This window comes from Eggerthella sp. AM16-19 (genome assembly GCF_003474385.1).
Lineage (GTDB): Bacteria > Actinomycetota > Coriobacteriia > Coriobacteriales > Eggerthellaceae > Senegalimassilia.
Genome location: NZ_QUCY01000020.1, coordinates 14,197 through 36,315 on the forward strand (window position 1 = coordinate 14,197; position 22,119 = coordinate 36,315).

Here is a 22,119-nt window from a genome sequence, read left to right on the forward strand (position 1 = left end):
GAAAACCCGGAATGCGGAGCGGAGGTGGTGGATGAATGAACAACCGCGCAGAGATAACCGCCGAGCTTTCCGAAAAGGTGCTCAAGAAGCTGAGGAAAGAGTTCTTGCTCGTGTCGAGCGAGGTATGGGTCGACGAGAGACACAGGGTCGATTTCATCGCATATGGCATCGGAAGCGGGTATGCGAACGCAAGTGTTGAACGCGGCACGTTCTGCTTCGTAGAGGTTAAGTCGTGCATGGACGATTTTAAGAGCGGCCATGGGCTCACGTTCGAGGGCGACGAAAATTGGATGGTTTGCCCGAGAAGCCTCGCCGATGCGCTGTACGAAAAGCGGCAGCTTCCGAGACATTGCAAGGTGATTTGCCCGGATGCCGCAGGCAGGCTGCGCATCGCGTATGACTTGAGCGACAAGTGGCAAAGCTTCAGGAAACTCTCGACTGCCGCGCTCTTACTTCAGATGGTGACGGATAGCGCCGAGTCATGGCGCGCTACGAGGGAAGTTTTTTATGGGGAGGTCGAGGAATGAAGATCAAACCTTGCCCATTCTGCGGCGGCAAAGCATGGGCGTATAGCGGAAGCACCTATCACTTCGAATCTGGTTTTGGGTGGATTTGCGCATGCAAAGCGTGCGATGCACAGGGCGAAATCGGGAAGACGAAAGCGGAAGCGATTAAGGACTGGAACAGAAGGGTTGAAAAGGAATGATTTGCATCGTCGGCACTCGCGGATCGGGGAAAACGACACGGCTGCTTGAGCTTTCCGCTCAAAGCGGCGTTCCGATTGCCGTAAGGGACGTGATACACGCCACGTGGCTTCGGCGCTATATGAGTCGATGCGGAATTGAGGCGCCCGACCCAATTGTCGTTGGTCGTGGAATCTATAGAGGGGGACGCTTTGCCTCAATTGAGGTAAAGCGGGATTCCGACGGAATGGTTCCAGTCCTTATTGACGACGTTCGTGCTTTTTTTGGCGATATGGGCATCAGGGCCGAAGCGGTAACCATAGATGCCGATGCCGTCAACTTCGAGTTCGCAATCAAGGCGAATCCGACACTGGTTAACTGCCTGCGCGTCTGGCGCAACTCTAAGAAAGGCGGCAAGGAATGACTTCATACGTCAAACGCGTCCGTGATCTGACCGACCCCGAGAGTTTCGAGAAGGCCGTCGAAGAAGCGAACAAGAACGGCGAGGTGCGAAACCACTGCGAAAAAGGTGCGAAACACCCAGAGGAGGATGCGTATGGATTTTAGCGCCGTTCTCTCCGTCGCGGACGAGATAGAGGCCGCCGAGCGCGATGCCGTCTCGGAGTTCGTGCGGTGCGACGGGCTCGACGCCGTCGGCGCGGCGTACGTGGCGGGCGGCATCGACGCGCTGGACGGCGGATGGGCCAAGCAGCTGCGATCCGCATGCGATGCCATCACCGCCGCATTCGAGATGTATGACCGGCTCGACATGGCGGCGTTCGGCATGAGCGCGTACAGCATCCGCGTGAGCGACATGTTGAGCGCGCTGGCCCAGGCCGTGAAGGCCGGCACCAAGGACGCCATGCGGGAGTTCGAGGAAAGGTGGGTGGTCGCTGATGTTGGAGACAAGCGCGATTTTTAATGACGACGCCGGCGTGTTCGGCGGGCAATGGGGCTGCGAGCCGGCATCGCCCGGCTCCGGCCCCGTGCGCGTGCGGTACTTCGACCCGCTCACGGGCGAGCCGTGCGAGGAGAAGCCGGTTCCGCGCTCGAAGCAGCTCGCGGCGCGCGGCAAGGCGGTGCGGGCCCGCGCGAAGAAGGATTGGAAGTGGAAGGCGCATGGGCATAAGAGGTGCATCGTCGACGAGGTCGAGTACGAGTCGATAGCCGCCGCGGCCCGCGCCGTCGGCGTCAACAACAACTCGCTCGGCCGTGCCCTGCGCGATGGGCTGGCGGTCTACCGCGGGCACTGCATCCGCTGGTGCGCGTGATGCGCGTCGAGGTCAAGCGGGACGGGCGCGGCGTCTGGTACGCCCGCCCGTACCTGGGCAAGCTGCCGAGCGGGCGGGTGGCCAAGCCGTACAAGAGCTTCCCCGACGCCGAGACGCGGGAGCAGGCGCAGGCCATGGCCGACGAGTGGGCGGAGCAGATCACCGCCGGCGGGCGCGTGTCGAGCATGCTGCTGGGCGATCTGCTCCTCGCGTACAACCGCGAGGTTGAGGCGATGGGCGCGAGCCCGCACAGCGTGCGCAACTACGCGCTCTACCGGCGCCGCTACCTCGGCGGGCTCGCGGCCAGGAGGGCGGACGCGCTCACGCCGATGGACGTGGACGAGGCGCTCGTGGCGCTTCTCGCGTCCGGCGGCAAGGGCGGCGCGCCGCTGTCCAGCACAACCGTGCGCTGCGTGCGCCAGTACCTGGCAGGCGCGTACGCCTGGATGCGCCGCAAGGGCATCGTTGCGGCCAACCCCGTGCTCGACGCCGACAAGCCGGCGCCCGAGCACCCCGAGGCGGTGGCGCTCGGCGAGGCCGACCTTCGGACGCTCTCCGAGTGGATCGCGCGGCAGATGTCGGGCGAGGCCGACGCGTGGGCGTACCGCCGGGCCTGGTCGTTCTGGATGGCCCTTCACTTCGGCCTGCGCGTCGGCGAGGTGTGCGCCCTGCGGCCCCGCGACGTCGAGCAGGCGCGGTGCCGCGTGCTCGTGTCGGGCACGGTGGCGTCGGTGCCGGGGCGCCCGCCGTGGCGCAAGGACAAGCCCAAGACGTCCAAGAGCCGCCGAGCGGTGGCGGGGACGCATGCCGACATGGCCGTGATAGCCGACTACGTGGGCTTCCGCATCCGTGAGCTCGGATGCGGCCAGTGGGCGCCGCTCGCATCGCCAGGTTCGCAGTGGATGCGCCCGAGCGACCTGTCCGCCGAGTTCGCCCGGACGCGCGACATGCTGGGCCTGGACAGGCGGGCGACCTTCCACAGCCTGCGGCACACGCACGCGAGCTGGCTCATAGCGTCCGGCGTGGACCTCGTGACCATCAGCGAGCGGCTGGGGCATGCCGACCCGAGCGTCACCGCCAAGGTCTACGCGCACTACCTCGACGGGCGCGATGCCGGGGCGGCGGCGAGCTTCGAGGCGGCGGTGCGGTCGCTGCGCGCGCCGTCCGGCCCGGCATGGCCTGGCTGAGCTCAGCACGGTTGCGATCCCCTCGCTTCGAATTATGGTTGACGCAAGGTGATTATGTTGTTTAGAAAAATAATTGTTGACGAATGGCAAACCTTGTAATAGATGGCTACGCATATTGGGTTATCATCATGTTGGCAACGTCAAGGAGGAGAAGGTCGTGCAAGATGAACACGATGAATTTGATGATGGTACCGGGTCTGGACAACAGCAAGAATCTGAGGGCCATCCGCAAGGAATCGAAGAAAAAGATGGAAGCGGCGTTGTTCTATCGCCAGATAGCGAACTCGCGGATGCGGGAAGCGGTGGCAAAGAGAAACTAGACAAGGACGTTGCCGCGGCCATAAGCCAGATGTCCGTGACCCAGCAATGGGCGGGCATGCTGCCTCCCCCCAAGTCGTTCAACGCCTATAGCTCAGATGCGCAGCGCATGATACTCGACTGGGCGGACAGGCAGACGCGCGCCGTGTTCGACGACGAGTCGAAGCGGCAGGATAGGCTAGTCGAGGCGGAGATACGGCAAGCAGTCGTAGGCCAGGGGTTGTCTGCTTTCGTGATCCTGGCTTCGATAGCGGCATCAGTCGTGGTCGGCATCATGACGGGGAACGCCGCGATGTCCGGGGCGTTCCTCGTGTTGCCGTTCACTACGATCATCGGCCAGCTGTTCCGGCCCGTTCTGTCCGGCAGGGGAAAGCAAGCGAAGCAAGACGAAGATGCCGAGCAATAGAGTCGCCTCCGCTGCACAGGCGGCGAAGGCTGCACGAACCCAGGCCGTCGCGGGTATCCGCGGCGGCTTTTCTATGCCCTGAACCGGTTCGCGATGGCTGACAATGGGCTGACAGAGGGGCCGGTTCTCCACGTCGCCGGGCCGAGCGCCTTCGCGCAGGTCGCGGCTTGAAACTCTTGCCTGTTTGGGACGCCGCTCCGGTATAAGAAGTAAATGTACAGGATGCAGGGGGGAGAGGGATTGCCGGACGGCGCTCATCGGCCCAGGGCGAGAAGGCCGCCGGGCGGTGTGATAGCATTCCGGTATAAGTCGGTCACCGGGAAGGGGTTCGGGGTTTGCATCACGATTACGAGGTCATGGCGTACACGGTCGGTCTGTACACGCACTACATCCGCAGCCTGCGCCGCGCCGTGGCCGACATGGAGGCGGAGGTCGCAGAGCACGAGCAGAGCCTCGCGCTCATGGGCGTGGACTACTCCAAGGGCGCCGGCTCCGGCCCTTCCCGCGACAAGCTGCCCGACGGCGTGATCAGGCTCGTGCAGATGCGCGAGCGCCTAATCGACGAGCACGGCAGATGCGATGCCGACACCGCGCACGCCAGGGGATTGTGCCGCGGCAACGACGACAGGTGGGCCGTGTGGCTGCACAAGGTCGAGGGCATGACCTACGCGGAGGTCGGCAGGCAGCTGTTCGTGAGCAAGGCCACGGCGCGCAGGATGGTCGAGCGCGGCACGGTGTCGCTGTACTACGTGATGCCGGAGGAGTGGCGCCGCGAGATGCCCAACGCCCTTCCCGAGTAAATGTGAGCACTTTTGAGCACCCTAACCGTGCTATTTTGATAAGGCAGTTTTCATGGGCGCAGGCCGCCGCGGGCATCCGCAGCGGCCTTTTTCATGCCCTGCAGACGCGGATGGGTCGCACAGCGGACGAGTGCTCCCGCTTGCTAAGCGGGCGTGCCGCAAAGGCACCGCGGGTTCGAATCCCGCCCCATCCGCCAGACGACGCGGAAGGCTCGCATAGCGGACGAGTGCGCCTGTCTCGAAAACAGGAGGACCGCGAGGTCCCCGGGGTTCGAATCCCCGGCCTTCCGCCATTTCCGAACAACAACCGAAAAGGGGCGCGCCATGACGTTGCTCGACCTGGGGCGCATAGCCTCGCGCCGCGATACCGAGATAGCCCACGCCATGCTCCATGCCGTGGCCGTGGCCAAGGACAGGGGGAGCGTATGCGGCTGGGCTATTGCCTGATGTGCGGCAAGCTGCGGCAGCTGGACAAGGGAGTGTGCCAGACCTGCGAGGCCGACGAGAGGGAGCGCATGAGGCGCATCGACGCCATGCTCGGGCGCACTAGGGAGCGAGACGATGGGCAGCGGGAACGCAAGGCGCGCTAACGGCAGCAGGCGCAACCGGTCGCTGCTGCGCCTGCGGGCCATGGCCAGGCCCTGCCATATATGCGGAATGCCGATAGACTATTCGCTTCCGCCGGGAAACCCCGAGTCGTTCGAGTGCGACGAGCTTAAGCCCGTCAGCTTCGGCGGCTCGCCGTACGACATGGACAACCTCGCCCCCGCTCATCGATGCTGCAACAACTGGAGGAGCAACCGCTCGGCCGAGTACGCCCATGCCGTCGCGGCGGCTGCGATCGCGACCGAAGCGCCGAGAAGTCCGAAAGAGTTCGTGGCCGCCGCGAAGGAGCTTGAGAGACGAGGTTTCGCGGCCCCCCGCACGCACGAGACCGAGACGACCACGGCCTGGTGACCGCGAAGCACCCCAGGGGGGTCTTTTTGTTACCCCGGGTTGACCACCCCGGGGCACCAGGGCCAAAATACCCCCGGTTAACAATTTTATATCTGAGCAGGGAAAACAGCGAAAGCGGCGAGAGATGCGCATCAGCGACATAACCCCCTACCCAAAAAACGCCCGGAACAACGCCAAGGCGGTGCCGAAAGTGGCCGAATCCATACGGGAGTTCGGGCTGCGCGGGACCATCGGCCTCGAATCGCGAGAGAACCCCGTCATCGTCTTCGGGCATACCCGGGTCGAGGCGTGCAAGCTGCTCGGGTGGGGCGAGATACCCGACTCGAAGATCGAGTTCTGCGACGACCTCACGCCGGAGCAGATCAAGGCGTTCCGCATCGCCGACAACAAGACCGGCGACATAGCCACGTACAACAAGAGCATGCTCCGCGAGGAGGTGCGAAGCCTCAAGGACTTCGACATGAGCCGCTTCGGGCTTGATTTCAAGTCGAAGCACCTACCTTACGGCGCGGAGCGGCTCAAGACGGACCGCGCTTACAACCTCGATATCGTGAGCCGCGCCGATTGCGGGGAGGACGGCTTCCCGGCCATCCCGCCCTGCGACGCCGCGCCCGACGAGCTGCAAGGCTTCAATTACGCCAAGTCAACGCCAGGCGCCGACAAGCGCGGCAAGGGGTGCCACTTCTTCATCGACGATTACCAGTTCGAGCGCGTCTGGACGCAGCCGGAGAAGTACCTTCGCTGCCTGAGCGGCTACGACTGCGTTCTGACGCCGGACTTCTCGCTGTACATGGACATGCCCGACGCGATGCAGCGGTGGAACCGCTACAGGAGCGCGGCGCTGGGGAGCTACTGGGCGCGAAACGGCCTGGTCGTTGTCCCCACGCTGTCGTGGGCGCAGCCGTCCAGCTATGCGTTCTGCTTCGACGGCATTCCCAAGCACTCGACCGTGGCGACGTCGACCGTCGGCGTGGCGCGCGACAAGGAGGCGCAGGCGGTGTGGTTCGACGGCATGAGGGAAGCAATAAAGCGCCTGGAACCGTCGCGCGTGCTGCTGTACGGCAAGAACATAGGGTTCGACTTCGGCGGCTGCGAGGTCGTCGAATACAAGGCAGGTGGATTCCATGGGCGGTAGAGGTTCGAGTTCCGCAAGCTCCTTGCGCGTCACTGTTATGAGCCTTGAGGAGTATCTGGGGCGAAAGGGCGTGTCAAGCCCATTGAGCGGCTACATGGACGACAAGATGAGGATTCCGCACGGCGAGACGCAGCGGCAGACGGAGCGCCGCCAAAAGGAAGCCGCGCACGTCCGCGCCGAATACGAGAAGAAACGCGAGACGGCCAGGGCTGAATACAAGGCGCTCGTGGATTCAGGCAAGGTGCGCCCGCCGACCGGGATGGAGAAGCGCCTGAAGATTGCGCAGGGCCGGTCTGAGAACCCAGCGGTTCAGGCAGCGCGGCGCGTTCTGACGAGGCGCGGAATCGATTGGCGGACAGGGAAGGCGTTGTAGATGGGCGGGCGCGGAGCATCGAGCGGCACGAGCAAGGACGGCAATCCGTACGGTTCGCAGTATCACTCCGTGCTGTCGTCCGGGAACATCAAGTTCGTCACCAAGAACGCGAGAGATTCCGAGGCGCTTATGGAGACGATGACAAGAGGCCGCGTGTATGCTCGCGTCGAGGGTGATGAAATCAAATCGATCATCTACTTCGATACGGAGAACAAGCGAACCAAGCAGATAGATTTGGACCATCCCCATAGGCCTTCGTTTCCCGGAAAGCACACGCACCATGGGTACTTCCACAACGAGAGCGATTCGAAGAAAGGGGCCGCTCGCCTTACGTCTGAAGAGAAGGCCATGGTTGAGCGGGTTCGGAGGCTGTGGGACAATAGAGGCGGCAAATGATGGTGTTAGTCGGGGAGCACGCCTTGATTGAGGAGGAGCCGGTTCAAATCCGGCGATTTTGCCAAAGCCGCCTTCGGGCGGCTTTTTTGATGCCCGAAAGGAGCTGCCATGCCGATCAAGAAGCCGCCCGGCATCGAATCAGATGCGTTCAAGTCGGCGAAATGGGACGAGCTGACGCATGGCCGCTCGTTCTCCCAGTCCGATGCGCCGACGCTCGGGCTTCTGTGCCAGTGGTACAAGATCGTGGACCAGGCGCAGACGGAGCTCGACGACTTCGGCAACCAGACGGCCTACACCAACGACATGGGGGACCTCAAGGCGTTCCCGCAAATCAGCACCCTGAAAACCGCATCGGCGGAGATTCGGCAGCTGAACAAGCAGCTGGGCATCTGCGACACGCACGAGGAGGCAGACGATGGCAAGCGAGCAACCGCAACCGTCCTGTCCGTCGTCTCGGGAAACCGTGCGAAGAGGCAGTCAAGAACCGCGTAGGCACGTCCAGCAGGGGCAGGTCGAATATTCGGAGGCCGATGACGCGATAGCGCTTGGCGAGGATTTGGGGATTGACCCGTTCCCGTGGCAGCGTTCGGTGCTCGGCGACTGGTGCTCGTGCCGGTACACGGGCAAGCCGTCGTTCGTGGTGTGCGGCCTCGACGTGCCGCGCCAGAACGGCAAGAACGCCATCCTTGAGGTCTACGAGCTGTACCGCCTGGCCGCGTGCGGGTGGCACATCCTGCACACCGCGCACCGCGTCAAGACGGCCAAGAAGTCTTTCAACCGCCTGGTCCGGTACTTCACAGACGACGAGCACCCAGAGCTCAAGGCCCTGGTCCGCCAGATTCGCCGAACAAACGGCGAGGAGGCGATCTACCTCACCAACGGCGGCTCCATCGAGTTCATCGCCAGAACCAACGGCAGCGCCCGAGGCTTCGACGATATCCAGCTGGTCGTCTACGACGAGGCGCAGGAGCTGACCGACGAGCAGTACGACGCCATCAGCTACACGTTGTCGGCGTCGTCGACCGGCGAGCGCCAGACGGTGTACACCGGCACACCGCCGAACGAGGCATGCCCCGGCACCGTGTTCGCGCGCGCCAGGCGGGCCGCGCTCGACGGCGATTCGCGCAACACCAGCTGGTTCTCCTGGTCGACGCTCAAGCTTCCAGCCGATGATGCGATGTTCGACGATGTGCTGGACGCCGTGTACGCCTCCAACCCCTCAATGGGATACGTGCTCGACGAGGACTACACGGCGTCGGAGTTCGCCGGCGGCTCCCTGCTCGGATTCGCGCACGAGCGCCTTGGCTGGTGGAGCAAGGAGGCGGGAGTCAAACGCGCCATCTCCGCTCAGGTATGGGACGAATCCGCGATTTCGGCAATCGGCTCCCTGTACCCGCGCAAGACAGCGTTCGGTCTCAAGTTCACGCCGGACGGCTCGCGCTACGCGCTCGCGGGCTGCAAGTCGGACGGCAAGGGCGGGTTCGCGTTCGAGCTGGTCAAGACAGGCACGACCGACAAGGGCATACGCGCCCTTGCCGAGTGGGTCACGGCGCGCAAGGGCACCGCCAACTGCGTTGCCGTGGACGGCACGGGCGCGGCGGACACCTTCGCCGGGCACGCCGCCGACCTCAAGGCCCCGAGAGGATACGTCCTGCGTCCGAGCACCGGTAACGTCATAGAGGCATCGGCTGGCATGCTCGATGCCCTCACATGTGGGCGAGCCAAGCATACCAGCCAGCCGGAGCTTGACGCTGCGGCAGCAGCCTGCCCGCGCCGCCCCATCGGGGCAAAGGGCGGGTGGGGCTTCGGCTCCACTGACAAGCAGGACTCCGCGCCGCTCGAAGCGTGCGCGCTGGCCCTGTGGGCAATCAAGAAGACCAGACGCAACCCCAAGAGGAGGCAGCACATCCAGTGACGGCTCAAAAGCAGAAGTATTCCAACGCGACGCTGCCGCGCCCGTGGGGCGAGTCGATACCGGAGCGGTACCGCGCCCGCATCGATGACCTGTTCGACACCTGGTATGCGGTCAGCGCGAGAAACCGCAAGCTGACGGCGTACTGCAACATGAAGGCGGTGCTCAAGGACCTGGGCATCTCCATCCCGGAGAACCTGCTGAACGTCAACTGCGTGGTCGGCTGGTGCAAGAAGGCCGTCGACGCACGCGCCGTGCGCAGCTCGTTCGACGGCTTCGTGTTCAAGGGCCGCACGGACGACGAGCTGGACGCCCTTGTCCGGGCGAACCGCATGCGCTCCTTGTACAAGCAGGCATGCAAATCCGCGCTCACCCATGGGGTGGCGGCCCTGACCGTCATGCGCGGCGGCCCAGGCCAGCCCGCCGCCGTTGTGCGCGCGTACAGCGCCCATCAGTTCACGTGCCTGTGGGACAAAGACGAGCGCCGCGCGTCGTGCGGCGTGGTTCTCAACGAGGTTGACGAGCGCGGGGTCGCCAAGCGGTATACCGCGCATTTCTCCGACGCGGTGCTGACCCTTGAGCGCGGGGACGACCAGCGGTGGACGTGCGTCGAGGAGCCAAACCCCATGGGCCGCCCGCTCATGGAGGTCATCGTCAACGACCCAGACCTCGACCGCCCGCTCGGGCATTCGCTCATCACGCCGGAGGTCATCGGCATCGTGGACAAGGCCATGCGCGACGTTCTGCGCATGGAGGTAGGCGCGGAGTTCTTCACATACCCCCAGCGATACGTGCTCGGCGCTGCGGATTCGATGTTCGCCGACCCGCCGGAGGGATGCACCGAGGACGAGGACGGCAACTTCGTCGACGCCGAGGGTAACGTCGTCGCCCCGGTGCCGAACGACCGCAAGAAGGCCAAGGCGTATCTCGGCGCGCTGCTCGCGATCAGCCGCGACGAGAACGGCGAGCTGCCCACGGTCGGGCAGTTCAGCCCGGGTTCCGCGGACAACTTCACGCGCGTGTTCGAGAACGATGCCCAGCGTTTCAGCGGCGCGACCAACGTCCCGATCGCGCAGCTCGGCGTGCAATCGAACACCTATACCTCGTCGGACGCGCTCGGCGCGGCGAACGACCCGCTAATCCTGGCGGTGGAGGACATGAACGCAGACAACGGCGAGGTCATGGCGGAGGTGGCCCGCATGATGATGGCCGTTTCGAACGGCACGACAATCGACGGGCTGGACGAGGAGCGCCGCGAGGTGCAGGCCGCATGGAAGGACCCCTCTATGCCGACCATCTCCGCGCGAGCGGACGCATGGACCAAGCTCGGGGCTGCGGACCAGTCAATCGTGGGGACGCGCGTGTACTACGAGGGCGTCGGGCTTTCGCAGGCCAAGATCGACCGCCTCATGGCCGAGAAGCAGGCCAACGCCGCTATCACCACAATGGCCCGCATCGCCGACGCGCTCGAAGGCGGGAGCACCGGCATCCCGGCGATGAAGAAGAACGAGGGGGCCGATGAATGATTTCCCGCGAGCTGTTCGAGCAGTACGCCAAAGCCATAGATACCAACGCGGACATGCTCCAAGCCGCCGTGGCGCAGCTTGAGGCCAAGCTGTCAGGCATACCGCCGTCCGAGGTCGAATCCGCGTTGACCACAGCGTATATGGCGCTGGTGGCCCGCTACGGCTCGTTCGCCGCCGCCATCGCCGTCGACTTCTACGCCCACCAGCGCGAGGCGTCCGGCGTCGCCTCGGCGTTCGTGCCGGAGGTTTCCGGCACCGCGCCCGCATGGGCGCTCAGGTGGGACGTGTCTGACGCCTACACTGGCCGCGACCTTGCCAAGGCCGTCGAAAAGCTCGGCGGAAAGTCCGTCCAGCGCGTCATGGAGCAGGCGGACGATACGCTGCTGCAAAACGCCAGGCACGACCCGGCCCGCCCGAGATGGGCGCTCGTGCCGCACTCGGGAGCGTGCGGGTGGTGCGCCATGCTCGCATCGAACGGGTTCGTTTACGTGAGCGAGGCCACGGCGAACAAGTCTCGGCACCCCAATTGCAGGTGCCGACCCGTCGTGGACTTCGACGGCGACCCGCTGCTCGAAGGCTACGACCACGGCAGATACGAGCGCGAGTACTTCAAGGCCAGAAAGGCCATCGAGGACGACGCCCGCAAGGAGTGGGCCGCCATGAGCGACGACGAGCGGGGGCGATGGAAGGTCAAGGGCAAGGGAGCCTACGACCATTACATGCGCAACCGCATCACGGCGCAGATGGACACAAGACGCGCGGGCGAGTAGCCCGCTGCATCAACGGAATCAAGCCGCACCCGCACGGGGCGGCTTTTTTCATACCCGAAACCGGGCCGCACGGCCCAAAACCAAGCCCGCACGGGCGCGGAAGGAGACGCAGATGACCGAACCGAACCCCGCAATCGCGCAGCAGCAGGCCGACCCGGCGCAGGCCGAGCCGAAGCCCGCAGGCGACCCGGCGCAGACCGGCCCGCCGGAGCCGCAAGGCACCGACTGGAAGGCCCAGGCGCGCAAATGGGAGAAGTTGGCTAAGGCGAACAAGGACAAGGCAGACATGTGGGACGCGCAGGAGCAGGCAGCGCCGACCGTCGAATCGCTGCAACAGCAGCTAGACGAGATTCGAGCCGAAGCCGCCGAGCAGCGCGACGCCGCCGAGCGCGACCGCGCCCGTTACAAGGTGGCCCAGGCAACCGGCGTTCCCGCTTCGCTGCTCCAGGGCGATGACGAGGAGGCCATGACGGCATCCGCCAACGCCATCGCCGAGTACGCCAAGGCCCAGGCCCCGTCCTACCCGGCCGACAAGGGGGCTGGCGCGAACCATGCGCCGGTCAGCCGCGAATCCATCGAGCAGATCAAAGACCCGGTTGCGCGCATCAACGCACGCGCGCAGCACATCGACCTTTACTAAGGAGCGACCATGGCAGCACTCGCCAACACCACCGATTCCACGGCAATCAACGCCGCGATGGACCAGGAGTTCATCGCCAACTTCCAGCACGACTTCGACCGCCTGGCCGAGATCCTCGGCATCTTCGGCACCGAGACCATGACCGCCGGCACCGTGCTCAAGATGCTCAAGGTGACCGGCAAGCTCAACAACGACAAGACCGACGCGAGCAAGGAGAACGGCACCGCCGCGACCGCGGTCACGCTCGGCTCCAGCTCCGGCTCGTCCTACATCGAGGGCGACGAGGTGGCGCTGTCCAAGTTCAACGCGGAGTGGGTGCCGGTCGACGAGATCAAGGGCGTCCCGTACCGCAAGATGACCACCGCGGCGGCTATCCAGAAGTCCGGCTACGTCAACGCTGTGCTCAAGACCGACCAGAAGATGCTGTCCCTGGCCCGCGGCGGCATCGTGTCCGACTTCTTCACGTTCCTGAAGAAAGGCACCGGCGCCGCGACCGGCAAGGGCCTGCAGGCCGCGCTCGCCATGACCGACGCCGCCCTTGGCGACTCCGTGGAGGGCAACGGCGACGAGGCGGGCCGCATCATCCACTTCGTCAACCGCCAGGACGCCGCCGAGTACCTCGGCAACGCCCCCATCACCGTGCAGAACGTGTTCGGCATGACCTACCTTCAGAACTTCCTGGGCGTGGAGAACGTCTTCCTGACCAACAAGGTCGACAAGGGCGGGCTTTACGCCACCCCGGTCGAGAACATCCACATCTTCGGCCTGGACTTCGGCGCGCTGTCCCAGGCCGGCCTTGAGTACGCCACCGATGCAAACGGCCTCATCGGCGTTGCCCACGGCCCCGCATACGACCGCGTCTCCGTCGAGACCAACGTGCTCACCGGCTGCACGATGTTCCCCGAGGTCATGGACTACATCGTCAAGGGCACGGTGTCGGCGAAGTAATGGCGGCGTACGCGACCGTGGCCGAGTACCGCACGGATACCGGCGACGAGGCCACGGACGGCGCGCGCGTCGAGGCCGTGCTGATGCAGCAATCGGCCAAGCTGCGCGCGCAAGCCGGTATCGCCGAATCGCGCAGGCTCACGTCCGACCAGCAGGCGCTTTGCCGCCTGCTGGTCACGGACGCGGCGCGAAAATGCCTGGTCCCCCCGACCATCGAGGGGCTGGGCGAGATGGTGGGGGCCAAGCAGGGCAGCTTCACCGCCAACGGGTTCCAGGGCTCCGCGACCTTCGCCAACCCCTCCGGCTCGGCGTACTTCGACACGTCGACCTACAAGGCGCTTCTCAAGAGCCTGGGCAAGGCTCAGCGCATCGGGTACGTGTGGCCAGGGGGATGCCCATGCTAGGCGAGCGCGTTGCCGTCCTGCGCAGGGACGCGGACGGCGAGGATGAGATGGGCGAACCGGTCTACCGGTGGAAATCGGTCACCGTTCCCGGGTGCCTGGTGCGCCCGCTCGACGGAGACGAGGCAGACGCCAGCGAGGGGCTTCTGCGCCCAGACGGCGTGACCGTCTCGTACCGCATCGCCTTCCCCAAGGCGTGGACGCGCACCGCCGCGCCGTTGCGCGGGTGCCGCGTGGCCCTCGTGGAGCGCGGGATGGACCCGGATGACGAGTTCTCCGCGCTGCGCGTTTCCGGGGCGCCGGACCGCACCATCCCGTGCCCGACGCTGTGGGACATGACCGCCGAGGTCGGGAGGGTCGATGGGTAGGTTCGTCATGGACAAGGCGGGCATCGAGGAGATTTGTAAATCGCCGGAGATGCAGGCGGCGCTCAAGGCCGAGGCCGATCGCATCTGCTCCATCGCCAACAAGATAGCCAAGACCCACCTCTCCAAAACAAAGATAAAGGGCCACAACGGCGGCACCTTCGCCCCCAAGCAGTTCAACCGGCCCCCTTACGCGGTCCACGTCGACGTGCTCGACCACACCGCAGTAGGGGCCGTGCACACCAACTCCGAGCTGGGCAGATACGACAACGCCAAGCACGAGACGCTTCAATCCCTCTCCCACTAAAGGAGACAACCGAATGCTAAACGTCCAAGCCGACCTGCGGCGTCGGCTCGCGGCGGCCCTGGACCCGGTGCAGGTGCGCGTGAGCGTGCCCGCCGAGCGGCCGCGCGAGCTGGTTGTCGTGCGCAGGGAGGGCGGCGGGCAGGTGAGCGAGCTTCAGGACGGCCCCGGCGTGGGCGTGTTCTGCTTCGCGCAGACCGAGGCCCGCGCCTGCGCCATCGCCGAGGCGGTGGCGCAGGCCATTGACGCGCTGACGTTCGCGGACGGCTACGAGGTCAAGCGCATGGACGTCATGCGCTCCTCTCCCGACCCGGACGACGACTCCCCGCGCTGGTACCTGAGCTACACGTTCACGACCCACGAACCCAGATAACAACCAGATAGGAGACAGCATGGCAGACTTGAAGGCCATCGATTCCAACCTCGTCACCACCGGCACGCCAGTAGACGGCGGCTGCGCGTGGACCTCTTTCGCCGACAGCCCGACGCTGCCGACCACGGCGGCCTCGAAGATGGACGCCGCCACCGGCTTCGAGAGCCTTGGCGAGGTGTCCGAGAACGGCTTCACGCTCGGCCGCAGCGTGTCGTCCACCGACCACAAGGGCTGGCACGGCTCCGTGGTCCTGACCTCCATCGACTCCGAGACCAACACGGTCAAGGTCGAGTTCGTCGAGATCAACCGCCCAACCGTCGCGAAGCTGCGCTACGGCGCGGACGCGGTCAAGGCGGGCACGGACGGCTCCGTGTCGCAAATCGACGTCAAGGCGTACAAGGGCAAGGCCGTCCCGCTCGTGTTCGACGAGCTGGAATCCTGCGGCTTCCTGCGCCGCACCGTCATCAAGAAGGCCGTCGTGACCGACTTCGACGACGTGCCGCACCAGCGCGGCAGCCTGCTCGTGTACGGCATGACCTTCACGGTCAACGAGCCCTCCGACGGCTCCGCGCCCATCACCGTGTACCGCGCAAAGCCCGCTACGGAGTAGGTGGCCGAATGAACAAGGAAGCCATGGCGCGCATGAGCGCCGATGAGCTGGACGAGTACGGACGCGTCCTGGGCATTGAGATGCGGCCCGCAAAGACGGCGGCTCAGAAGGCGGCCCTCATCAATGCCAAACGCGATCGCACCGCCACGGTGACCGCGCTCGGCATGCAGTTCGAGGTGCCCATGAAGGCGCTCTCGGACAAACGCGTGGTCGACGTGCTGGCAAACGTCAACCGCACGGACGAGGACGTGTACCGAACTCTCGGCGTGATGCTCGGCGAGCAGATGGGCGAGCTGGTGGACGCGGTGACCGACGAGGACGGCACCGTCGACTCCGCCGCGCTCGCGCTCGCGTTCGTGCGCATCGTCACCAGCGACGAACTAAAAAACTGCTGACGCTTGCGCGCCTGTCCGACGGCCGCACCGCCGAGCTGCGGTGCGATTTCCGCCGCTACTACGGCGTCTCGTTCGACGACGTGGACGCGGCTGAGGCCGTCGACCTCATAGCAGGCCTGCCCGCAGGCTCGCGGTACGTATCGGCGCTCCGGCCCGACCTGTCGTGGACGCCGGAGCGCGAGGCGGTGGCCGACTTGCAGGACACCCTGTGGGAGATAGCGTACCGCCGCGCAGGCGTCAAGGACGAGCCATACCGCGTCATGCGCCCGAGTGACGCCGTGGCGCGCAGGCAGGCGGCTCAAAGGTACGCAAGCGTCAAACGGACGATAGCCGAGACCCAATGGGAGGAGGTGGTGTAGATGCCCGCCAGCGCGGGAAGCGCGACCCTCAACGTCGTGCCGAAAATCAGGGGCCTGTCCGAGGCCGTGCAAAAGGAGCTTGACAAGGCCGAGGCCGTAGCCGCGAAGAAGGGCTCGGTCAGCGGCCAGAGGTTCGCGGGCGGATTCTCCGGCGGCACCATCAAGGCAGGGGCCGCCGTTGGCGCGGCGTCGGCCATCATCAACAAGGCCATGTCTGCCGTCTCAAGCCACGTCGATTCGGCCATCAGCCGATTCGACACGCTCAACAACTACCCAACCGTCATGACGGCGCTTGGGTACAGCGCTCAGGAGGCTCAGTCGTCTATCGGCAAGATGAGCGACCGCCTACAGGGGCTGCCCACGACGCTCGACTCGATGGTGAGCCTTGTGCAGGGCCTCGTGACCACCACGGGGGACCTTGGCAAGGCTACAGACGCGGGCCTGGCGCTCAACGACATGCTGGTGGCCGCAGGCGCTTCCACGCAGCTCACCAATGCCGCCATGGAGCAGTTCCGCCAAATCCTCTCCAAGGGCAAGCCCGAGATGGAGGACTGGCGCTCGCTCACCTCCGCCATGCCCGGCCAGATGGACCAGCTTGCCAAGGCCATGCTCGGTCCGACGGCCAACGCCAACGACCTGTACGCCGCATTGGGCGGAGGCAAGAACGAGGCCATCCTGTCGATGGACGACCTCCTCGATGCCATGATCCGGCTCGACAACGAAGGCGGGGACGGCTTCGCCAGCTTCCAGGAGCAGGCGGAGACCGCCGCCGGCGGCGTGTCCACCGCCATGGCCAACTGCTCCAACGCCGTCACGCGCGGCATCGCGTCCATGCTCGACACCATCGGCAAGGACACGATAGCCGGGGCGTTCAACGACCTCAAGGGCGGCATCAACGGCGCGTTCAACGAGGCCAACGCCGTCCTGTCGGCGGCGATGCCGACCATCAAGGGCGTTGCGTCCGCCGCGAAGGACATGGCCCCGCAGCTCGCCGCCGGCGCAACCGCTTTCATCGCGGTCAAGGCCGGGGCGGCCGGCATCTCCGGCGCGGCAGGCTCGGCAATCTCGGGGATAAATGGCATCAACGCGTCCATAAAGGCGTTCACCAGCGCGTCGGGCGCGGTGGCGAAGGCCAGTGCCCTTATGAGCGGGTCGCTGCCGACGCTCGCGATTACCGGCCTAGCTGCGGCGGCGGGTATCGTAGCGGCGAAGTACTCAGATTGGAAAACCAAGACCGACAACCTCTCGAAGGCCACCGACGGGCTTTCGGCTGCGGCGAGCGCCACGGTCGGGCTTTCGGATTACACGGCAAGGCTCGAAGGGGTGGGCCAGGCGTCCGATGGTTCCAAGAAGTCCGTCGACGAGCTGATAGCGAGCGTTGCCCGCCATACAGACTCGATGAACGAGACGAACGCCAAGGCACAGGAGCAGATAGCCCAGCTCAACACTGCGCAATCCATCATCGACCAGTATGCAGGGAAAACGGACCTGTCCACCCAGGCGCAGGGCAAGCTGCAATGGGCGCTCGACCAGGTGAACCAGCAGTTCGGCACGTCAATCACGATGACCGACGCGATGGCGGGGAGCTACACGAACGCGAACGGCGAGGTTGTCAACCTCAAGGATTCGGTCAACGACCTCGTCGATGCCAAGAAGCGCGAGATACAGATGACCGCCATGAGCGACCAGCTCGGCGAGGCGTATGCGGCGCAGGCAGAGGCGGCGCAGGCCTATGTCCAGGCGGTCGATAGGCAGTCGAAGGCGCAGGAGACTTACAACAAATGCGCCAGCGCGGCGAACGCCGGAACCGTTGCCGGAACCGCCGCCGTGAAGGAGGCGAAGAATGAGCTAAACGCGGCGAACGACGAACTCGATAAAGCCTCTAATTCGATGAACAGCGCCAACGACGCCGTGAACATGCTCGAAAACGGGCTCGGCGATGCGCAGCGTTCAGCCTCCGACGCCGCCACGGCTTACGACAAGTGGGCAAACTCGCTCGACGGCGGCACGAGGGCCATCATGGATGCGTGCCTTAAGGAAAACGGCGGCATGCCCGCCCTCAAGCAGTCGCTAGAGGATTTGGGCGTCACGCAGTCCGGCCTTGCGGAGCTGAGCAAGCACGACATGGAGGAGCTTGCCAGGGCGTACGACGGCTCGGCTACGTCCATCATCGGCAAGCTGCAAGAGTGGGGCATCGAGATGGACGGAGCCAAGGCGTCGACCGTCAAGGCGGCGGGCGAGATAGCCGACGCCATCGGCGGCATGTCCGGCGCGGCAGACGTGCTCGGCGGCGCCGGAATCAACGTCAACGACTTCGCTAACGCGCTCGCGGACGCAGGCGTGACGAGCGAGCAGCTTCGCGCCGTCGGCAGCGACAACCTCGCACGGTTCGCAGAGGCATGCGATGGGAACATGGGCCAGATGGTGTCGGCCATATCGCTCTGGAACAGCACTCCTTTGGTGGACAAGGAAGGAAACATCAGCGTCGACGATGCGAAGCTGGTAGACGCCCAGGGCAACATATACACCTGGAACGGGACGGCCCTCGTGGACAAGAGCGGGACCGCCGCTGTTGACGGAACGAGCGTCGTCGACGCCACCGGGCAGGTGTGGACGTGGAACGGCACGGTGCTGGTCAGCAAGGACTCGCACGCCATCGTCTCCGGCAACGCCGTGGACGGCAAGGCCGCAGGCGGCGTGTCCGACACATCCGGGGCCATCGGAAGGCTCGACGGCAAGACCGTCGACGTAAACGCCAACGGCAACTATTCGTCTGCGGCGTCGTCCATCTGGGACCTCGGGAGCGCCATTCGCAACCTGGCGTCAAAGACCATCGACGTCGTGACGAACAGGATAACCAACAACTCCGGGCACGCTGCCGGCGGCATCCGCCTGAACGCGGCCGGAGGGGTGCGCATGCACGCCGGCGGGGCCATCGCAACCAAGGCCATGCCGCTCGATATCGTGGGCGAGGCGGGCGCGGAGGCCATCGTGCCGCTGACCAACGAGCGGTACAGCCGCCCGTTTGCCGACGTGATCGCGAAGCAGGTGGCCGTGAACAACCAGGACATGTCGATGGAGGCCGCCCGCATGGTCATCGAGGCGCTTCCGGCCATCATCGCCGGTTACACGCCGGTGATGGGCGAGAGGGACTTCGGCCGCAAGGTCCGCAAGGCGGTGGCGTATGCATAGCCTGAGATACATCAGCGGCGGCGAGAGCGTGTCGCTCGACGGCCCGGCCACATTCGCGGGCACGGCGGCGGGGATCAGGGGCCGGGCGTGGGCGTACTCGATCGGGTATCGCTCGCTCGCCGGCGTCTCCCGCCCCGCCCGCGAATGCTCGCTCTCGGTCGCGTTCGCGGACGCCGCCGAAGCCGACCGCCTGCGACGCCTTGCCGACCGCGACATGCGCGACGGCACGCCGGGCAGGCTCGACGCGGACGGCTGGGAGCAGCGGTGCTACATCGTCAAGAGCGAGGTCGGGGCCGTGTTCGGCGGGTACCACTCCGCCGAGCTGACCGTGGTGCTGCTCGACGGCGTGTGGCGCAAGGGCCACACGGTCCCGTTCGAGCTGCTCACCGCGACGGCGGGAGACGGCGAATTTCTGGACCTGCCGTACGACCTGCCGTACGACCTCGGCGTTCCGTCTACAAGGAGATACGTCGACATAGCGGGGTGGGGCGCGGCTCCGCTTCGGTTCACCGTCTACGGGCCGTGCGTCAACCCGGCAATTCGCATCGATGGAAACTGGTTCCGCGTCGACGTGACCGTCCCCGACGGCGGATACATGGTCGTCGACCCGCTGGCCACGCCGCGCTCGGTGACCGTCGTCGGGCCCGACGGCTCTGTCACGGACGCGTTTCCCAAGGCGCGGCGAGGGGACGGGCTGGGCGGCGGCGAGTACGTCTTCCAGCCGGTGCGGCCCGGCACCCACGAGGTCGAGTGGGACCGCTCGTTCGGGTTCGACCTCACATGGTACGAGGAGGAGGGGGAGCCGCCATGGTCGTAGTCGTCTACGACTCCAAGCTCGGCAACGTCCGGGAGCTGCAGGACTTCGAGCTCGACCTGGCGTTCGGCAGCGACGAGAACTCCTTCGAGCTGGCCTGCGCCCCGAACCTCGCGCCGGAAGCCGGCCAGCACGTGTTCGTCGACGGCACGGAATACGGCGGGATCGTGGACGAGGTGGGCTACGACGCGGGCCGCGAGGCGTCGGGCACCGTCACGTGCAAGGGGCGCACCTGGCACGGCGTCCTGGCCGGCAAGCGGCTGCTGCCGAACTCCGGCAGCGGCTACCTGTCCGTGAGCGGCAAGGCCGGCGACGTGCTCTCATCGCTCATCGCCCGCATGGGCCTGTCGGCCGTCTTCTCGGCCGCTTCCGATGATGCGGCGGTCAGCTACACCTTCGACCGCTTCTGCGACGCGTACAGCGGCCTCAAGGCCCTGGCCAAGGCCAACGGCCGCAAGCTGGCGATGCGGCGCAAGGGGAGCAAGGTCGAGCTTTCGCTGCCGCCCGCGGTGGACTACGCGGACAAGGTGGACTCCGACCTGCTGGACTTCACGCTCACGAGCGTGCACCGCTGCGTCAACCACCTGGTCTGCGCCGGCACGGGCGAGCTCGAGGACCGCGCGGTCGTCCACTTCTTCGCCGACGCCGCCGGCAACGTCTCCCACAAGCAGACGCTTTTCGGGGTCGACGAGATAGCGGCGCTGTACGACTACAGCAACGCCGACGAGGCCAAGCTGGAGGAGGACGGCCGCAAGAAGCTCAAGGAGTACCAGACGCGCGGCAGCATCGAGGTCGACGTCCACGACGACATAGACGTGGACGTCGGCGACGTGATCTCGGCCCGCGACAACGCGCACGGGCGCATGGTCGCGGCCACGGTGGCCAAGAAGGTCGTCAAGGTCGAGCGCGGCGTGGCCACGTACTCATACGAGGTCGGCAGCGAGACCACGACGAAGACGACGAGCAGCGGGACCGCCGAAGGCGGCGGCGGGCACGCGTACCTGGCCGGCAAGGGCCTGAAGCTCGCTAACTACACCTTCTCCGCAGAGGTCGACTCCGAGGCTTTGGCGGCGGTGGAGGCCAAGGCCGAAAGGGCCGCGGCCGACGCCTCGGACTCCTTGCAGACCTGGGCGCAGGCCGGCATCGCGATGGGCGAGGTATCCACGCTCGCGGAGGGCGCGAAGGCCACCGCGTCGCTTTCCGGCGAGGGCCTGAGGAAGACGCTGTCGCTGGGCATCCCGCGCGGCGCGACGGGCATCCAAGGCCCCAAGGGCGAGACCGGCGCCGCGGGCGAGCGCGGGCCGCAGGGGTTGCAAGGCCCGCAAGGCGACGCCGGCCCGCAGGGCGAGATCGGCCCGCAAGGCCCCAAGGGCGCGACGGGCGCGCAAGGACCCAAGGGCGACGCCGGCGAGCAGGGCCCGCAGGGCGTCCAGGGAAAGCAAGGCCCCCAGGGCGTCCAGGGCGAGACGGGGCCGCGCGGCCCGCAGGGATTGCAGGGCATCCAAGGCCCCAAGGGGGACACGGGCGAGGGCTTCTCCATCTCTAAGGTCTACGCCAGCTACGAGGCCATGCGGGCGGGATGGGCGGCCGACGGCGTGAAGGCCGGCGGCTTCGCCGTCATCGGCTCCGACGTGGAGGACCCGCACAACGCCGAGCTTTACGTGAAGGGAGCAGATGGCTACACGCTCATCGCCGACATGAGCGGCGCGACGGGCGTCAAGGGCGAGCAGGGCCCCATCGGCCCGCAAGGCCCGGCCGGCGCCACGGGCGCGGCGGGAGCAGCGGGGCCGCAAGGCCCGAAGGGCGCCGCAGGAGCCACGGGGCCGCAAGGCCCGCAAGGCCCGCAAGGCCCAGCGGGAGCCACGGGCGCGAAGGGTGCCACTGGGGCCACTGGCCCGCAGGGCGTGAAGGGCACGCAGGGAGAGCGCGGCCCGCAGGGCATCCAAGGGCCCCAGGGGGAGAAGGGCGACCGCGGCGATTCGGG

At 65.9% G+C, this 22,119-nt stretch carries 31 protein-coding genes and 2 tRNA genes; all 33 read left to right on the forward strand.

Annotated elements, in window-relative coordinates; genetic code table 11:
* Nucleotides 1-35 precede the first annotated feature (35 nt).
* Nucleotides 36-527: a hypothetical protein gene (locus DW178_RS08355; RefSeq protein WP_118350534.1), complete on the forward strand. Its 492-nt coding sequence runs from the start codon at nucleotides 36-38 to the stop codon at nucleotides 525-527.
* Nucleotides 524-706 (forward strand): Lar family restriction alleviation protein, encoded by a 183-nt coding sequence (locus tag DW178_RS11670; RefSeq protein WP_158574123.1) that lies wholly within the window; start codon nucleotides 524-526, stop codon nucleotides 704-706. The genes DW178_RS08355 and DW178_RS11670 overlap by 4 nt, the downstream gene beginning before the upstream one ends.
* Complete coding sequence (locus DW178_RS08365) at nucleotides 703-1,107, forward strand: hypothetical protein (RefSeq protein WP_118350536.1); 405 nt, start codon at nucleotides 703-705, stop codon at nucleotides 1,105-1,107. Before DW178_RS11670 ends, DW178_RS08365 begins: the two co-directional genes overlap by 4 nt.
* A complete protein-coding gene (locus tag DW178_RS11295; protein ID WP_158574125.1) occupies nucleotides 1,104-1,250 on the forward strand; it encodes a hypothetical protein in 147 nt (48 codons plus the stop codon). Before DW178_RS08365 ends, DW178_RS11295 begins: the two co-directional genes overlap by 4 nt.
* Nucleotides 1,240-1,605, forward strand: a complete 366-nt coding sequence (locus DW178_RS08370) for a hypothetical protein (RefSeq protein WP_118350537.1) — start codon at nucleotides 1,240-1,242, stop codon at nucleotides 1,603-1,605. The genes DW178_RS11295 and DW178_RS08370 overlap by 11 nt, the downstream gene beginning before the upstream one ends.
* Nucleotides 1,580-1,954: a hypothetical protein gene (locus DW178_RS08375; protein ID WP_118350538.1), complete on the forward strand. Its 375-nt coding sequence runs from the start codon at nucleotides 1,580-1,582 to the stop codon at nucleotides 1,952-1,954. The genes DW178_RS08370 and DW178_RS08375 overlap by 26 nt, the downstream gene beginning before the upstream one ends.
* On the forward strand, nucleotides 1,954-3,141 hold the full coding sequence (locus DW178_RS08380; RefSeq protein ID WP_147363839.1) for a tyrosine-type recombinase/integrase: 1,188 nt from the start codon (nucleotides 1,954-1,956) through the stop codon (nucleotides 3,139-3,141). The genes DW178_RS08375 and DW178_RS08380 overlap by 1 nt, the downstream gene beginning before the upstream one ends.
* A gap of 157 nt (nucleotides 3,142-3,298) precedes the next feature.
* Nucleotides 3,299-3,865 carry a 6TM ABC transporter family protein gene (locus DW178_RS11175; RefSeq protein WP_158574127.1) on the forward strand — a complete coding sequence of 189 codons (567 nt, stop codon included), beginning with the start codon at nucleotides 3,299-3,301 and terminating at the stop codon, nucleotides 3,863-3,865.
* A gap of 335 nt (nucleotides 3,866-4,200) precedes the next feature.
* Complete coding sequence (locus DW178_RS08390) at nucleotides 4,201-4,665, forward strand: sigma factor-like helix-turn-helix DNA-binding protein (RefSeq protein WP_118350541.1); 465 nt, start codon at nucleotides 4,201-4,203, stop codon at nucleotides 4,663-4,665.
* 108 nt (nucleotides 4,666-4,773) lie between these two features.
* Nucleotides 4,774-4,862 (forward strand) — tRNA-Ser (locus tag DW178_RS08395).
* Between the two features lie 8 nt (nucleotides 4,863-4,870).
* Nucleotides 4,871-4,958: transfer RNA gene (locus DW178_RS08400), tRNA-Ser, on the forward strand.
* A gap of 31 nt (nucleotides 4,959-4,989) precedes the next feature.
* Complete coding sequence (locus DW178_RS11585) at nucleotides 4,990-5,112, forward strand: hypothetical protein (protein WP_286168611.1); 123 nt, start codon at nucleotides 4,990-4,992, stop codon at nucleotides 5,110-5,112.
* Complete coding sequence (locus DW178_RS11300) at nucleotides 5,091-5,255, forward strand: hypothetical protein (protein WP_158574129.1); 165 nt, start codon at nucleotides 5,091-5,093, stop codon at nucleotides 5,253-5,255. Before DW178_RS11585 ends, DW178_RS11300 begins: the two co-directional genes overlap by 22 nt.
* Entirely contained in the window at nucleotides 5,227-5,622 is a 396-nt protein-coding gene (locus tag DW178_RS08405) for an HNH endonuclease signature motif containing protein (RefSeq protein ID WP_118350542.1), read from the forward strand. Before DW178_RS11300 ends, DW178_RS08405 begins: the two co-directional genes overlap by 29 nt.
* Nucleotides 5,623-5,812: 190 nt before the next feature.
* Nucleotides 5,813-6,757, forward strand: coding sequence for a DUF4417 domain-containing protein (locus DW178_RS08410; RefSeq protein WP_502695385.1), 945 nt, complete (start codon nucleotides 5,813-5,815; stop codon nucleotides 6,755-6,757).
* Between the two features lie 94 nt (nucleotides 6,758-6,851).
* Nucleotides 6,852-7,130 (forward strand): hypothetical protein, encoded by a 279-nt coding sequence (locus DW178_RS08415; protein WP_158574131.1) that lies wholly within the window; start codon nucleotides 6,852-6,854, stop codon nucleotides 7,128-7,130.
* Nucleotides 7,131-7,526: a hypothetical protein gene (locus DW178_RS08420; protein WP_118350545.1), complete on the forward strand. Its 396-nt coding sequence runs from the start codon at nucleotides 7,131-7,133 to the stop codon at nucleotides 7,524-7,526.
* A gap of 108 nt (nucleotides 7,527-7,634) precedes the next feature.
* On the forward strand, nucleotides 7,635-8,018 hold the full coding sequence (locus DW178_RS08425) for a P27 family phage terminase small subunit (protein ID WP_118350546.1): 384 nt from the start codon (nucleotides 7,635-7,637) through the stop codon (nucleotides 8,016-8,018).
* On the forward strand, nucleotides 7,942-9,441 hold the full coding sequence (locus tag DW178_RS08430) for a terminase large subunit domain-containing protein (protein WP_147363842.1): 1,500 nt from the start codon (nucleotides 7,942-7,944) through the stop codon (nucleotides 9,439-9,441). The genes DW178_RS08425 and DW178_RS08430 overlap by 77 nt, the downstream gene beginning before the upstream one ends.
* The gene (locus tag DW178_RS08435) at nucleotides 9,438-10,964 is read left to right on the forward strand and encodes a phage portal protein (RefSeq protein ID WP_118350548.1); all 1,527 of its coding nucleotides are present in this window, start codon (nucleotides 9,438-9,440) and stop codon (nucleotides 10,962-10,964) included. Before DW178_RS08430 ends, DW178_RS08435 begins: the two co-directional genes overlap by 4 nt.
* Entirely contained in the window at nucleotides 10,961-11,734 is a 774-nt protein-coding gene (locus DW178_RS08440; RefSeq protein ID WP_118350549.1) for a VG15 protein, read from the forward strand. The genes DW178_RS08435 and DW178_RS08440 overlap by 4 nt, the downstream gene beginning before the upstream one ends.
* 112 nt (nucleotides 11,735-11,846) lie before the next feature.
* Nucleotides 11,847-12,374, forward strand: a complete 528-nt coding sequence (locus DW178_RS08445; protein WP_118350550.1) for a hypothetical protein — start codon at nucleotides 11,847-11,849, stop codon at nucleotides 12,372-12,374.
* A gap of 9 nt (nucleotides 12,375-12,383) precedes the next feature.
* Nucleotides 12,384-13,322, forward strand: a complete 939-nt coding sequence (locus DW178_RS08450) for a hypothetical protein (protein ID WP_118350551.1) — start codon at nucleotides 12,384-12,386, stop codon at nucleotides 13,320-13,322.
* On the forward strand, nucleotides 13,322-13,726 hold the full coding sequence (locus DW178_RS08455) for a hypothetical protein (RefSeq protein WP_118350552.1): 405 nt from the start codon (nucleotides 13,322-13,324) through the stop codon (nucleotides 13,724-13,726). The genes DW178_RS08450 and DW178_RS08455 overlap by 1 nt, the downstream gene beginning before the upstream one ends.
* A complete protein-coding gene (locus DW178_RS08460; RefSeq protein ID WP_118350553.1) occupies nucleotides 13,720-14,091 on the forward strand; it encodes a hypothetical protein in 372 nt (123 codons plus the stop codon). The genes DW178_RS08455 and DW178_RS08460 overlap by 7 nt, the downstream gene beginning before the upstream one ends.
* Nucleotides 14,084-14,395: a hypothetical protein gene (locus DW178_RS08465; RefSeq protein WP_147363843.1), complete on the forward strand. Its 312-nt coding sequence runs from the start codon at nucleotides 14,084-14,086 to the stop codon at nucleotides 14,393-14,395. Before DW178_RS08460 ends, DW178_RS08465 begins: the two co-directional genes overlap by 8 nt.
* Nucleotides 14,396-14,408: 13 nt before the next feature.
* Nucleotides 14,409-14,765 carry a hypothetical protein gene (locus tag DW178_RS08470; protein WP_118350555.1) on the forward strand — a complete coding sequence of 119 codons (357 nt, stop codon included), beginning with the start codon at nucleotides 14,409-14,411 and terminating at the stop codon, nucleotides 14,763-14,765.
* A gap of 19 nt (nucleotides 14,766-14,784) precedes the next feature.
* Entirely contained in the window at nucleotides 14,785-15,375 is a 591-nt protein-coding gene (locus DW178_RS08475; RefSeq protein WP_118350556.1) for a phage tail tube protein, read from the forward strand.
* Between the two features lie 8 nt (nucleotides 15,376-15,383).
* Nucleotides 15,384-15,770, forward strand: a complete 387-nt coding sequence (locus DW178_RS08480; protein ID WP_147363844.1) for a hypothetical protein — start codon at nucleotides 15,384-15,386, stop codon at nucleotides 15,768-15,770.
* 80 nt (nucleotides 15,771-15,850) lie between these two features.
* The gene (locus DW178_RS08485) at nucleotides 15,851-16,129 is read left to right on the forward strand and encodes a hypothetical protein (RefSeq protein WP_118350558.1); all 279 of its coding nucleotides are present in this window, start codon (nucleotides 15,851-15,853) and stop codon (nucleotides 16,127-16,129) included.
* Nucleotides 16,130-19,321 (forward strand): tape measure protein, encoded by a 3,192-nt coding sequence (locus DW178_RS08490; RefSeq protein WP_118350559.1) that lies wholly within the window; start codon nucleotides 16,130-16,132, stop codon nucleotides 19,319-19,321.
* A complete protein-coding gene (locus tag DW178_RS08495; protein ID WP_118350560.1) occupies nucleotides 19,314-20,138 on the forward strand; it encodes a hypothetical protein in 825 nt (274 codons plus the stop codon). The genes DW178_RS08490 and DW178_RS08495 overlap by 8 nt, the downstream gene beginning before the upstream one ends.
* On the forward strand, nucleotides 20,129-22,119 hold a 1,991-nt coding region (locus tag DW178_RS11420; protein WP_502695386.1), incomplete at its 3' end, for a collagen-like domain-containing protein. The genes DW178_RS08495 and DW178_RS11420, both read left to right, overlap by 10 nt.

What these genes read in the sequence shown, in the direction of transcription:
- DW178_RS08430 (WP_147363842.1), top strand. Translation starts at nt 7,942, where the DNA reads ATGGCAAGCGAGCAACCGCAACCGTCCTGTCCGTCGTCTCGGGAAACC.
- DW178_RS08455 (WP_118350552.1), top strand. Translation starts at nt 13,322, where the DNA reads ATGGCGGCGTACGCGACCGTGGCCGAGTACCGCACGGATACCGGCGAC.
- DW178_RS11670 (WP_158574123.1), top strand. Translation starts at nt 524, where the DNA reads ATGAAGATCAAACCTTGCCCATTCTGCGGCGGCAAAGCATGGGCGTAT.
- DW178_RS08470 (WP_118350555.1), top strand. Translation starts at nt 14,409, where the DNA reads ATGCTAAACGTCCAAGCCGACCTGCGGCGTCGGCTCGCGGCGGCCCTG.
- DW178_RS08480 (WP_147363844.1), top strand. Translation starts at nt 15,384, where the DNA reads ATGAACAAGGAAGCCATGGCGCGCATGAGCGCCGATGAGCTGGACGAG.
- DW178_RS08465 (WP_147363843.1), top strand. Translation starts at nt 14,084, where the DNA reads ATGGGTAGGTTCGTCATGGACAAGGCGGGCATCGAGGAGATTTGTAAA.
- DW178_RS08375 (WP_118350538.1), top strand. Translation starts at nt 1,580, where the DNA reads ATGTTGGAGACAAGCGCGATTTTTAATGACGACGCCGGCGTGTTCGGC.
- DW178_RS11585 (WP_286168611.1), top strand. Translation starts at nt 4,990, where the DNA reads ATGACGTTGCTCGACCTGGGGCGCATAGCCTCGCGCCGCGATACCGAG.
- DW178_RS08445 (WP_118350550.1), top strand. Translation starts at nt 11,847, where the DNA reads ATGACCGAACCGAACCCCGCAATCGCGCAGCAGCAGGCCGACCCGGCG.
- DW178_RS08365 (WP_118350536.1), top strand. Translation starts at nt 703, where the DNA reads ATGATTTGCATCGTCGGCACTCGCGGATCGGGGAAAACGACACGGCTG.
- DW178_RS08415 (WP_158574131.1), top strand. Translation starts at nt 6,852, where the DNA reads ATGGACGACAAGATGAGGATTCCGCACGGCGAGACGCAGCGGCAGACG.
- DW178_RS11300 (WP_158574129.1), top strand. Translation starts at nt 5,091, where the DNA reads ATGCGGCTGGGCTATTGCCTGATGTGCGGCAAGCTGCGGCAGCTGGAC.
- DW178_RS08405 (WP_118350542.1), top strand. Translation starts at nt 5,227, where the DNA reads ATGGGCAGCGGGAACGCAAGGCGCGCTAACGGCAGCAGGCGCAACCGG.
- DW178_RS08440 (WP_118350549.1), top strand. Translation starts at nt 10,961, where the DNA reads ATGATTTCCCGCGAGCTGTTCGAGCAGTACGCCAAAGCCATAGATACC.
- DW178_RS08495 (WP_118350560.1), top strand. Translation starts at nt 19,314, where the DNA reads ATGCATAGCCTGAGATACATCAGCGGCGGCGAGAGCGTGTCGCTCGAC.
- DW178_RS08380 (WP_147363839.1), top strand. Translation starts at nt 1,954, where the DNA reads ATGCGCGTCGAGGTCAAGCGGGACGGGCGCGGCGTCTGGTACGCCCGC.
- DW178_RS08420 (WP_118350545.1), top strand. Translation starts at nt 7,131, where the DNA reads ATGGGCGGGCGCGGAGCATCGAGCGGCACGAGCAAGGACGGCAATCCG.
- DW178_RS08355 (WP_118350534.1), top strand. Translation starts at nt 36, where the DNA reads ATGAACAACCGCGCAGAGATAACCGCCGAGCTTTCCGAAAAGGTGCTC.
- DW178_RS08490 (WP_118350559.1), top strand. Translation starts at nt 16,130, where the DNA reads ATGCCCGCCAGCGCGGGAAGCGCGACCCTCAACGTCGTGCCGAAAATC.
- DW178_RS08450 (WP_118350551.1), top strand. Translation starts at nt 12,384, where the DNA reads ATGGCAGCACTCGCCAACACCACCGATTCCACGGCAATCAACGCCGCG.
- DW178_RS08370 (WP_118350537.1), top strand. Translation starts at nt 1,240, where the DNA reads ATGGATTTTAGCGCCGTTCTCTCCGTCGCGGACGAGATAGAGGCCGCC.
- DW178_RS11295 (WP_158574125.1), top strand. Translation starts at nt 1,104, where the DNA reads ATGACTTCATACGTCAAACGCGTCCGTGATCTGACCGACCCCGAGAGT.
- DW178_RS08460 (WP_118350553.1), top strand. Translation starts at nt 13,720, where the DNA reads ATGCTAGGCGAGCGCGTTGCCGTCCTGCGCAGGGACGCGGACGGCGAG.
- DW178_RS08425 (WP_118350546.1), top strand. Translation starts at nt 7,635, where the DNA reads ATGCCGATCAAGAAGCCGCCCGGCATCGAATCAGATGCGTTCAAGTCG.
- DW178_RS08475 (WP_118350556.1), top strand. Translation starts at nt 14,785, where the DNA reads ATGGCAGACTTGAAGGCCATCGATTCCAACCTCGTCACCACCGGCACG.